This window comes from Vibrio sp. AIC-3 (assembly GCF_013114515.1).
GTDB lineage: Bacteria > Pseudomonadota > Gammaproteobacteria > Enterobacterales > Vibrionaceae > Vibrio > Vibrio crassostreae_C.
Window position 1 is genome coordinate 61,185 of sequence record NZ_VTXG01000024.1, and the last position, 10,299, is coordinate 71,483.

Below are 10,299 nucleotides of genomic sequence, written 5' to 3' on the forward strand. Positions count from 1 at the left end.
ATTACGCAACGAATTTTCTACTATCCACTTTGGAGCTACAAAATGAAAGTTGCAATGAAACCTTTGTCATTGGCTGTACTTGCGGGTCTTGGTTTGACTTTAGCAGGCTGCACAACAACACCAGATACCGATGAAGTGATTAAATTACGTGTCGTAGAAACGACGGATATCCATACCAACCTAATGGATTACGATTACTACAAAGACAAGCCATCGAAAAAAATCGGCTTAGCACGTACTGCAACTCTAGTAAAAGAAGCTCAAAACGAAGTAACCAACAGCGTATTAGTTGATAACGGTGACTTGCTGCAAGGTAGCCCAATGGGTGACTACATGGCAGACAAAGGCATCGAAGCGGGTGAAGTTCACCCTGCATACAAAGCTATGAACCAGCTAAGCTACGACGCTGCAAACCTAGGTAACCACGAATTCAACTACGGTCTTGATTTCCTAGAAGAGTCAATCAACGACGCTGATTTCCCGTACATCAGTGCTAACGTTTACGACGCAAAAACCAAAGAACACTACTTCACACCTTACATCATCAAGACGCACACGTTTGAAGATACTGCAGGCGTAGAGCATGAAGTAAAAGTCGGCTACATCGGTTTCGTTCCACCACAAATCATGACGTGGGATAAGAAGAACCTTGAAGGTAAAGTAATCGCTCGCGATATCATTGAGACAGCTAACGAGTTAGTGCCTCAAATGAAAGCGGAAGGCGCTGAAGTTATCGTTGCTATCCCTCACTCAGGCGTATCAACGGACCCATACAGAAATGGCGAAGAGAACTCAACGTTCTACCTATCTGAAGTAGACGGCATAGATGCAATCGCATTCGGCCACTCTCACGCAGTGTTCCCAGGTAAAGGTTTTGATGACATTCAAGGCATCGACAACGAAACTGGCACAATGAACGGCGTTGCAGCAGTAATGCCAGGTCGTTGGGGTAGCCACGTTGGTGTTATGGACCTAACACTTGCACAAAAAGACGGTAAGTGGGAAGTAGTAAAAGGCCAATCAGAAGCACGCCCTATCTACGACAAGATCGAGAAGAAATCACTTGCAGATGCTGATGAAGGCATCGTAACAGCACTAGAAAAAGACCACGCAGGTACTCGTGAGTTTGTTAACCAACCAATTGGTAAAGCAGACGACGTGATGTACAGCTTCCTGTCTCTAGTACAAGACGATCCAACAGTGCAGATTGTTAACCTTGCACAGAAAGATTACGTTGAACAGTTCATCCAAGGTGACCCAGACCTAGACGGTACACCAGTACTTTCTGCTGCTGCGCCATTCAAAGCCGGTGGCCGTAAGAATGACCCAGCGAACTTCACTGAGGTTGAATCTGGCCAACTGACATTCCGTAACGCGGCTGACTTATACCTTTACCCGAACACGCTAGTTGCAATGAAGGTAACAGGTCACGAAGTAAAAGAGTGGCTTGAGTGTTCTGCAGGTCAGTTCAACCAAGTGGATGTTAACTCAACAGCACCACAACAGTTGATCGAGTGGGATAATTTCCGCACTTACAACTTCGATGTTATCGACGGTGTTGATTACCAAATCGACGTAACTCAACCTGCGAAATACGATGCAAACTGTAAAGTCGTTAACCCTGACTCACAGCGTATTGTTGGCCTAACTTACCAAGGTAAGCCAATCGACATGAAGCAAGACTTCCTGATCGCCACCAACAACTACCGTGCATACAGCGCTAAGTTCCCAGGCACAGGTGAAGACTTCATCGCATTTGATGCACCAGATGAGAACCGTACTGTTCTTGCAAACTACATCTCTCGCGTAAGCAAAGAGCAAGGTCAAGTGAGCCCAAGCGCGGATAACAATTGGTCATTTGCACCAATCAAAACGGATAACAAGCTAGATATCCGCTTTGAAACATCTCCAAGCGACAAAGCAGCAGAGTTCATTAAAGAGAAGGGTCAATACCCGATGAAACGTGTTGCGACTGACGATGTTGGTTTCGCTGTTTACCAGATTGACCTAACTAAATAGATTGCTTAAGTAATCCATAGTTAACGTTCTGAAAGGCTGAGTTTTACGACTCAGCCTTTTTCTTTTCTTCTAAATGTTCAGCCCAAAGCCCTAATTTTCGAACGACAAACTCTCGTTCAACCCGCTTCCAAATGCCACGCCTTCAGCTTCAAAACAGCAGTCAAACAGCACGACTCAAACCACCAATTGAATCCAATCAACATAAAAAAGCAGCAATTCGCTGTAAGTTTTTCTGAGCTCCTCCTGTCTATTTAATTTACTACACTCAATGAATGGCCGGTAAGCCATTCATCTATAGGATAGATAAGGACATTTGATGGGCACCGTCGAGAGCATTCAAGCATGGTTACATTCAGGGGAGGAGTCGCTGCTATGGCTGATGCTTGGCATTATCGCGCTTTCTTACCTGCTTGAAGATCTGGCAATCGTGACGGCCGCTGGTTTAGCGACTCAAGCACTCATCCCACCGCAATATGCGTTACTTGCAATTTTCATTGGCATTGCCACTGGTGATCTTGGTCTTTATTACCTTGGTAAATCAGGACGTTACTTCCGAGGCGTTCGATATAAAGCCCTCACCAATAAGTACTTTCGTTCGCTTCGTACCAAATTACGCCAAAACGCATTCAGCAGCCTTTTTGTTATCCGCTTTATTCCTGGGCTACGCACCGTTGGTTTTACTCTGAGTGGCTTTTTCGCCATCCCACTGCCTACTTTCTTATTTGCCGTCATCAGCGCAACTGCGCTCTGGACTGGCATTGTCTTCTCTGCCATCTACTATTTAGGGACATCAGCGTGGCTGCAAGCCTCTGAATATCAATGGATCATCATTCCGTGTGCCATCGCTTTGCTGTTTATCGGTAATCGATTAATGAATAAAACCTACTCTAGAGGGCTATCATGAGTTCACCGCAAGATATTCGCATCATTCCCGCACATCAAATTAATGCAGGCATGCCTCTGCTTGAAAAAGATACCGTGCGCAGTGTCTCTCCTTATGAGTTTCTTCCGACTTGGTTCTTCTACACGCCAGTGGTCATTCAAAGTCTGATGCAAGGGTTACGGCACTTTGACTGGGCGCTGCCGCTCATCGCTAATCCAAGCATCAAACTCAGTGGTATGGTCGGCGAATCAAAGCACGAGATATTGAGCCTTGCCGGATCATCGAGTCAGCGTTGGATCTCTCCGTTTATTACCCTAACCAAAACGGATCTCAGCAGTAAAAAACAAGCCGAAGACGCACGCAGCGCACTCATACAAACGGATCTTGATTTCCCTATCGTGGCGAAGCCGGATCTTGGTTGTCGAGGTGCTGGCGTTAAGCTGATCAACAACCAAGTTCAACTTGAGCAATATGTCGAATCTTTCCCAAATAATGCTCGCTTTCTACTGCAAGAAAAGGCGCCTTATCAGGCAGAAGCTGGCGTTTTCTATGTTCGTTACCCAAACAAAAAGCAAGGCGAGATCATCTCGATCACACTCAAATATGCGCCAATGGTGATGGGTGATGGCAAGTCAACACTCAAACAGTTAATTGAAAATAGCCCGCGTGCTGGGCAGCTCAGTCACCTCTATCTGCCAAGACATCAAGATAAATTGGATCAAGTGCTCGCAGAGGGCGAAGAGTTCCAACTCGCGTTCGCAGGTAGCCATAGCCGTGGCTGTATCTTCCGAGACGGTAATCAATACATCACTCAGGCTCTAACAGAACGCTTAGACGAGATATTCGACGACTTCGATGGCTTTCACTTTGGTCGACTCGACGTCAAGTTTAAAGACATGTACAGCCTAATGAACGGTGAGGATTTCACGATTCTTGAGGTCAATGGCGCAAGCAGTGAGGCTGGACATATCTGGGATCGCAACACCCCATTACGAGAGATATTTTCTACGCTACTCCTGCAATATCGCATTCTTTTTGATATTGGCGCTCAGCAAAAACAACGAGGCCACCAATCCCCTTCTTTCAAGAGCTTATTTGCGGCGTGGCAAGAAGAGCGACGTCTTGTTCAACAATATCCGACTACCGACTAACTTTGCACGAGGATCATGAATGAACCCCATAGCCCAACCGAGCGCCCTTACTTCTTTCTCTCCTAGTATCAAGGGAGCGGTAGAGATATTGAATCAGGGTCTAGAGTTTTTGTTAGCGATTTCTGACAGCGATTACCTGACACGAGCAAAGCCACACGTTACAAGCTCTATCGGTGAACATACTCGTCACACACTGGATCTTTTTCACGCCTTGATTTTAAAAGAGGATGAGGCCGTTGATTACAACACTCGTCGTCGTGGTCATCCTGTCGAATACGACCGCTCTATTGCAGTCAAAGAGATCCACTATGTGATCAACTGGCTTGAACGATTAGACCGTCGAGATCTCGAAGCGCCTATCATGATCCAAACCGAGGTTTCGATGGATGCTCAAGTGTTCGCAAGCCTGCCTTCAACGCTCGAAAGAGAGGTCACCTTTGCCGCACTGCATGCCAATCATCATTACGCGATGATCAAGGTGATCACCACCTTCCTAGACGTCGAGACCTGCAACACCTTTGGTTATGCCCCAACCACCAACAGCTATCTGAGGGAGCAATAATCATGTGTTCAGTATCTTGGCTGCTTGAAGAGAATGGTTATCAGGTCTTTTTTAATCGTGATGAACAAAAGACGCGAGCACTGGCAATGCCACCCAGACAATATCGAGTCAACGGTGTCGATATCATTATGCCACTCGACCCAACTGGCGGCGGTAGCTGGATAAGTATTAATGAGTTCGGGCTTTCGCTATGCCTACTCAATAACTATCAAGGCACAGTGCCCGTTGGTCCTTTAGTAAGCCGCGGTTTGCTACTTAAAAACCTATCATCGAGTCGTAATATCAGTCAGCTATCTGAAGCGTTTCACAAGCTAGACCTACACTCTTTTGCCCCATTTACCTTGCTAGCTTTCGCGCCCAATCTAACCCAACACAATGGTCTGGTTATCGCCTACATGTGGGATGGTATTCAACAGAAAATAGTCGACACTGATTCTCCACTCTTCTCATCCGGTGTTGATTTAGAGCGAGTGCAAGCCTACCGACAAGCAAAATATGATCAGCTCATGGCGGCAGGTAAGAATCAACAGAACTTACTGATGTTCCACTCTCACCATCACAATGAGCAACCTCATTTAGCGACCTGTATGCATCGCGAAGACGCACATACCGTGAGCTTTACACACTTACGTAACCTGCATGGTCAAGCCTCTATGTTTTATGCACCCGGCTCACCATGCGAACCCATTAAACCATGTCAGATAAATCAGCAGCGCTTTACCTTTGATTTATCACCCGCAATCAATCTATAGATGGAGTCCATCATGAGAAAACTATTCACCATGGTTCTGCTACTTGTTAGCCCGTACGTATTTGCCGCCGATGAAATCTATACCGGCTTCTTTAGCAGTAAGGCACTCGATGGCTACGATACCGTGGCTTATTTCACGTCTAGGAAGCCTGTTGAAGGGAGCAAGAAGTTCAGCACAGAGTACAAAGGCGCGGACTGGTATTTCTCTTCTGAAAAGAATCTGACTTTATTTGTTAATAATCCTGAAAAATATGCCCCTCAATATGGTGGTTATTGCGCATGGGCCGTTTCTGCCAAAAACGACTTCGCACCAGGTGACCCACAGTATTGGACCATAGTTGATGACAAACTTTATCTTAACTACGACCAAGAGATTAAGCAGCGCTGGGAACAAGACCAAGCACAGCATATTCAACAAGCCGATAAAGTTTGGCCGCAACTGATTAAGTAAGGTAATTTCATTATGATTGATAGTCCTTTTCGTTTACCACGTTACACGCCTTTTGGTTTAGGTGAGTCTGTTGTCGAGTGGGCAACTGGGCTATCTAAGCTAGACCGACTCTACCAAGATCGTAAAAACGAGTTATCTAGCTTCGAATTCATGAATTACACTCTGTCGGCGCTCAATATCGACTACTCGGTTGCATCGGGAAGCACGGAAAACATCCCGGAAGAAGGGCCTGTCGTGATTGTGGCGAACCACCCGCTTGGCGCCATCGAAGGCGTGATCCTTGCCGATCTCGTAGGATCAGTAAGAAAGGATGTGAAGGTGCTGGCCAATGAGTTACTTAAGCGCCTGCCTGAACTGGATGATCTTTTCATCGGTGTCGATGTCTTTAACAGTAAAGAATCGAAACGCACCAATGCCAAAGCGATTCGAGATGCCAATCGTCATTTGGCTGATGGTGGACTATTGATTGTATTCCCAGCAGGTGAAGTATCAAGCTACCGTAAAGGGGCAAAAACACTGACAGACATCGAGTGGAGCAAGTCGGTAGCGAAATTCGTCAAACGTCACCAAGCCACCACGGTACCTATCTTTATCAATGGCAAGAACAGTGAGCTTTTCTATCAAGCGGGTCGTGTTCATCCACTGTTGAGAACCGCTCTACTCGGGCGTGAACTTCTTAATAAACAAGCGACAACTATCTCTATCTCGATTGGCTCATCGATTCCGTATTCAGAGATAAAATCGTTTGAAAAAGAGATGGATATCGTCAACTACCTACGACTTAATACCTATCTAATGAGTCAACAAGATAGTCCGAACACGCCAATCCACGCGCCCTCTTTCGATACCCAAGTGATAGCGCCTATTCCACCAGAAGTCTTATCAATAGAGATAGACTCACTCCCTGAAGAGATGAAACTGCTCGAGCAAGGGAACTTTGAGGTCTACTGCACACCAAGCCAATCCATTCCTAACTTAATGCGCGAGATTGGTCGAGTAAGAGAAGAAAGCTTTAGAGAAGTCGGAGAAGGCAGCGGGCTGGCCTGTGATTTAGATGAGTATGACCTTTACTACCATCAACTGTTTGTGTGGAATAAAACCAAGGCAGAACTGGTTGGCGCGTATCGACTCGGTATGGTCGACAAACTCATCGCTGAGCACGGGCTTGATCAGCTCTACTCTCGTAGCCTGTTTAACTACAACCAAGAATTCATTGATACTCTAGAAAACAGCATTGAGCTTGGGCGATCGGTAGTAAGTAAACCTTACCAAAAGAGCCTGAACTCACTGTTACTATTGTGGAAAGGCATTGCGACCTTTGTGTCTCGTCACCCTCAATATACCCATCTGTTCGGCCCAGTCAGTATCAGCAATGATTACAGCCACAATGCGCGTCTGTTGATCGCGACCACGTTATCAATCCACCATTATGATGAGGAAAAGGCGAATTTGGTTTCACCTTCGTCACCACTCAATACCAGCAGTTATGTGTTCTGGCAAAATCACCTGCTCTCTTCACTGGCGAGTGTGCCTCTGCTCTCTAAAGTGTTAGCACGCATGGAGCAAGGTAAAGGCCTGCCGGTACTGCTACGCCAATATCTAGGGATGAACGGTAAACTGGTGTGTTTTAATGTCGACCCATCGTTTAATGATGCCTTGGATGGCTTGATTGTGGTGAACCTTAAAAAGGTACCACTGAAGACTCTGGGTAAATACATGGGCAGAGAGCTTGCTCAAGATTACCTAGAGCAACACGCACGCCGCTGATTTATCCCGCTCTGTACCTCTCTCCAAATAAGTGCGATGATTTCGGCACTTATTTGGGTTAGGTTATTTTCATGCACACCTCTTTTATCGAACAACTACAAAGCTTCGACTTCTCTGAAAGCCAGATTGAATCTCTAGTTGCTGTCGCCAAGCCACTTGAGTTGCCAACCAGACACATCTTGATCAATCAAGGTGAGATGGCGAGTTCAATCTACTTTGTACTTGAAGGCTTGTGCCATGCCTGCTACCTCACTGATGATGGTAAGCAATACAGTAAAGAGTTCTATTGGGAACAAGATTGGATCATCGGCTTTGAGAGTCTGATAAAAAGCCAAGCGTCCCCTTACCTATTAGAAACGCTGACTCCCATCACCATGTTAGAGCTGCCAATGAATGCGGTTATCGAGTGGCGTGCATCAAATAATCCTTTGTATTTAAAGCTGTTAGAAACACAGCTGATGCATAAGGAAAACAAAGAACGCTTCATGCTGCTCTATACACCAGAGCAACGTTATCAGCTGTTCTGCGAGCACTATCCCGACCTTGAGCAGCGCTTAAATGACAATCAAATTGCCGCTTATCTAGGAATCACCGCAATCAGCCTGAGCAGAATTAAAGGTCGAATTAACAATAGTTAATGCCAACAATCATCACGCATAGTACATTCAGAGCATCGATAATCTCTGGATGTAAACATGATCACTTGGCACTCAATTCCTTTTTCTGAACTCTCAACACAACAGCTTTATCAACTACTTAAATTAAGAGTCGATGTATTTGTGGTCGAGCAGACTTGTCCTTATCCAGAGCTGGACGGTAAAGATACACTCGCGGGTGTTGAGCACCTGCTTGGCTATGCTGATGAAGAGTTGGTAGCGTGTGCACGTTTATTACCACCAGGTACCTCTTACGACAACACCAGCATCGGTCGAGTCGCAACCAAGCAATCGGCAAGAGGTGGTGGCTTGGGGCATCAATTAATCAAAGAAGCATTAACACGCTGCGAGGCTCTTTGGCCAAATACGGCCATTGATATTGGCGCGCAGCAACACCTAGAAAACTTCTATGCGAGCCACGGCTTCAACACCATCTCGGATATGTATCTCGAAGATGACATTCCTCATATAGACATGAGATTAGAAAAATAATGACGAATATCACTGCCGGTATTCTATTGTTGGTTGCAGGTAACTTGTTTGCCTCGCTTTCCGACGTAGCGGTAAAGCTGTTAAATGGCGAAGTACCGCCCTTACAGTATATTTTTTTCCGACAGTTGATATCTCTGGTCATCATCACCCCTTTGTGGCTACAGCAGAAAAAAGAACAACGGCGCTTACAGCAGGCTAAGGTAACCTTCATTCGAGGTCAGTTAATTCTGATCGGCAGTGGGTGCATGGTGGTCGCGATCACTCACTTGTCTTTGGCAACCGCCAACGCAGTATTTTATGTCGCGCCTTTACTGATGTTGCCGCTCTCAATGTTGCTATTGAAAGAGCAACCGGCACTCGGCAAGGTTATCGGCACAACCATAGGTTTTATTGGTGCATTGATTGTCTTGAGGCCATCACAATTTCATTGGGCGGCACTGTTTGCTTTGGGGACAGCACTCACCCTAGCACTATTTAATGTACTCGTAAGAAAGCTTCCTAGTGAGCAAACGGTGGTCACTACGCTGTGGTGGACAACCTTATTCTCTATTCCAGCCTCATTAGTACTGTGCTTCTTATACTGGCAGCCAGTGTCTGTGGAGCATTTGGGATACATAGCCCTGAGTGCGACGCTAATCTTAAGTTACAACGGCCTTGCGGTTGCTGCCTATCAAAAAGCACACTCTAGCCAAATTGCCTTGGCTGAGTATTCAGGATTGGTGTTTGTCGCGCTAATAGGTGCAATATGGTTCGATGAGATTCCGGATACATTAACCTTTATCGGAATCATGCTTATCATCTTGCCACTCGCCCCTTTCAAGCGACCAAAAAAAAGAGCTAATGCTTAGCTCTTTTCTATCGTTTATCTGTGTCTGGTGAAGCGCTTTAACTCAGGCTCACTATTCATCTACTTACTGCGACCAAAGCCACCATCGGATAAGCGGAAGAACATCACCGAAGTGTCGCCTTTCTCTAGCTGAAGAATGTCCAACTGCCCAGTTTCAGCAAGTTTGAAACGAACCAGCTGGCCTTTACGAATCTGACTGAGCGGCTTATCTGCACCTTCAATTCGCACTAACGCATTCAAGTCAGACAATGGCAAATCGTTGTTTCGAAAAACCTGCGCTAACGTATCCCCTTGCTTAACAAGGTACTCCTGCCAATTTTTGTTACTCGGTTCTAATGAGCTGTTCTTGGCATTTTGCTGTTCGCTTAAGCCGACGGTGTTTATTTCAAGCTCAACGCGCGATGTTGTTGGAGCTGTGTCTACTTTAGGTTCTGGTAGCGGCACAAAAAGTAATATCAGTACGATCGGAGAAATCACCATCAACAGTCTTTGGTGTAACTTCGGCAATGAACCCCAAGTTTGCGCTGTCGAGGTTTTCATTTTCTTCACATCGATCGAACTCAATTTCTCTTTGACCTGATTCAGTCGATCCTTGAATTCTGCTAAGTGGTCAACTTTCTGTTTTTTCTTTTGACGACGATTCATACCACTGCGTCCTATACATTGAATAACTACAGTATAAAAACCAAAGTACCAACAGTATAGATCTTTCCGTCACAA

The 10,299-nt window shown here is 45.7% G+C and carries 11 protein-coding genes; 10 read left to right on the forward strand and 1 reads right to left on the reverse strand.

Annotated elements, in window-relative coordinates; all coding sequences use genetic code 11:
• Positions 1-42 precede the first annotated feature (42 nt).
• From F0229_RS16055 to F0229_RS16100, 10 genes are all read left to right on the forward strand, one after another.
• Positions 43-2,019 carry a bifunctional 2',3'-cyclic-nucleotide 2'-phosphodiesterase/3'-nucleotidase gene (locus tag F0229_RS16055; RefSeq protein ID WP_171733240.1) on the forward strand — a complete coding sequence of 659 codons (1,977 nt, stop codon included), beginning with the start codon at positions 43-45 and terminating at the stop codon, positions 2,017-2,019.
• A gap of 316 nt (positions 2,020-2,335) precedes the next feature.
• Positions 2,336-2,923 carry a DedA family protein gene (locus F0229_RS16060; RefSeq protein ID WP_171733241.1) on the forward strand — a complete coding sequence of 196 codons (588 nt, stop codon included), beginning with the start codon at positions 2,336-2,338 and terminating at the stop codon, positions 2,921-2,923.
• Positions 2,920-4,053, forward strand: coding sequence for an ATP-grasp domain-containing protein (locus tag F0229_RS16065; RefSeq protein WP_171733242.1), 1,134 nt, complete (start codon positions 2,920-2,922; stop codon positions 4,051-4,053). Before F0229_RS16060 ends, F0229_RS16065 begins: the two co-directional genes overlap by 4 nt.
• A 19-nt stretch (positions 4,054-4,072) precedes the next feature.
• On the forward strand, positions 4,073-4,615 hold the full coding sequence (locus tag F0229_RS16070) for a hypothetical protein (protein WP_032545608.1): 543 nt from the start codon (positions 4,073-4,075) through the stop codon (positions 4,613-4,615).
• Between the two features lie 2 nt (positions 4,616-4,617).
• Positions 4,618-5,367 (forward strand): NRDE family protein, encoded by a 750-nt coding sequence (locus F0229_RS16075; RefSeq protein ID WP_017058882.1) that lies wholly within the window; start codon positions 4,618-4,620, stop codon positions 5,365-5,367.
• A 12-nt stretch (positions 5,368-5,379) separates the two neighbouring features.
• Complete coding sequence (locus F0229_RS16080) at positions 5,380-5,817, forward strand: YHS domain-containing (seleno)protein (protein WP_171733243.1); 438 nt, start codon at positions 5,380-5,382, stop codon at positions 5,815-5,817.
• A 12-nt stretch (positions 5,818-5,829) separates the two neighbouring features.
• Complete coding sequence (locus F0229_RS16085; RefSeq protein ID WP_171733244.1) at positions 5,830-7,584, forward strand: lysophospholipid acyltransferase family protein; 1,755 nt, start codon at positions 5,830-5,832, stop codon at positions 7,582-7,584.
• A 71-nt stretch (positions 7,585-7,655) separates the two neighbouring features.
• Positions 7,656-8,222, forward strand: a complete 567-nt coding sequence (locus F0229_RS16090) for a Crp/Fnr family transcriptional regulator (protein ID WP_017058879.1) — start codon at positions 7,656-7,658, stop codon at positions 8,220-8,222.
• Between the two features lie 57 nt (positions 8,223-8,279).
• The gene (locus F0229_RS16095) at positions 8,280-8,732 is read left to right on the forward strand and encodes a GNAT family N-acetyltransferase (RefSeq protein WP_017058878.1); all 453 of its coding nucleotides are present in this window, start codon (positions 8,280-8,282) and stop codon (positions 8,730-8,732) included.
• Positions 8,732-9,580 carry a DMT family transporter gene (locus F0229_RS16100; protein WP_017063713.1) on the forward strand — a complete coding sequence of 283 codons (849 nt, stop codon included), beginning with the start codon at positions 8,732-8,734 and terminating at the stop codon, positions 9,578-9,580. The genes F0229_RS16095 and F0229_RS16100 overlap by 1 nt, the downstream gene beginning before the upstream one ends.
• 59 nt (positions 9,581-9,639) lie before the next feature.
• On the opposite strand, the gene F0229_RS16105 is transcribed toward F0229_RS16100, so the two are convergent.
• Positions 9,640-10,224 carry a LysM-like peptidoglycan-binding domain-containing protein gene (locus tag F0229_RS16105; RefSeq protein WP_017068022.1) on the reverse strand — a complete coding sequence of 195 codons (585 nt, stop codon included), beginning with the start codon at positions 10,222-10,224 and terminating at the stop codon, positions 9,640-9,642.
• Between the last annotated feature and the right edge of the window lie 75 nt (positions 10,225-10,299).

What these genes read in the sequence shown, in the direction of transcription:
- F0229_RS16055 (WP_171733240.1), top strand. Translation starts at nt 43, where the DNA reads ATGAAAGTTGCAATGAAACCTTTGTCATTGGCTGTACTTGCGGGTCTT.
- F0229_RS16105 (WP_017068022.1), bottom strand. Translation starts at nt 10,224, where the DNA reads ATGAATCGTCGTCAAAAGAAAAAACAGAAAGTTGACCACTTAGCAGAA.
- F0229_RS16075 (WP_017058882.1), top strand. Translation starts at nt 4,618, where the DNA reads ATGTGTTCAGTATCTTGGCTGCTTGAAGAGAATGGTTATCAGGTCTTT.
- F0229_RS16065 (WP_171733242.1), top strand. Translation starts at nt 2,920, where the DNA reads ATGAGTTCACCGCAAGATATTCGCATCATTCCCGCACATCAAATTAAT.
- F0229_RS16085 (WP_171733244.1), top strand. Translation starts at nt 5,830, where the DNA reads ATGATTGATAGTCCTTTTCGTTTACCACGTTACACGCCTTTTGGTTTA.
- F0229_RS16095 (WP_017058878.1), top strand. Translation starts at nt 8,280, where the DNA reads ATGATCACTTGGCACTCAATTCCTTTTTCTGAACTCTCAACACAACAG.
- F0229_RS16080 (WP_171733243.1), top strand. Translation starts at nt 5,380, where the DNA reads ATGAGAAAACTATTCACCATGGTTCTGCTACTTGTTAGCCCGTACGTA.
- F0229_RS16090 (WP_017058879.1), top strand. Translation starts at nt 7,656, where the DNA reads ATGCACACCTCTTTTATCGAACAACTACAAAGCTTCGACTTCTCTGAA.
- F0229_RS16070 (WP_032545608.1), top strand. Translation starts at nt 4,073, where the DNA reads ATGAACCCCATAGCCCAACCGAGCGCCCTTACTTCTTTCTCTCCTAGT.
- F0229_RS16060 (WP_171733241.1), top strand. Translation starts at nt 2,336, where the DNA reads ATGGGCACCGTCGAGAGCATTCAAGCATGGTTACATTCAGGGGAGGAG.
- F0229_RS16100 (WP_017063713.1), top strand. Translation starts at nt 8,732, where the DNA reads ATGACGAATATCACTGCCGGTATTCTATTGTTGGTTGCAGGTAACTTG.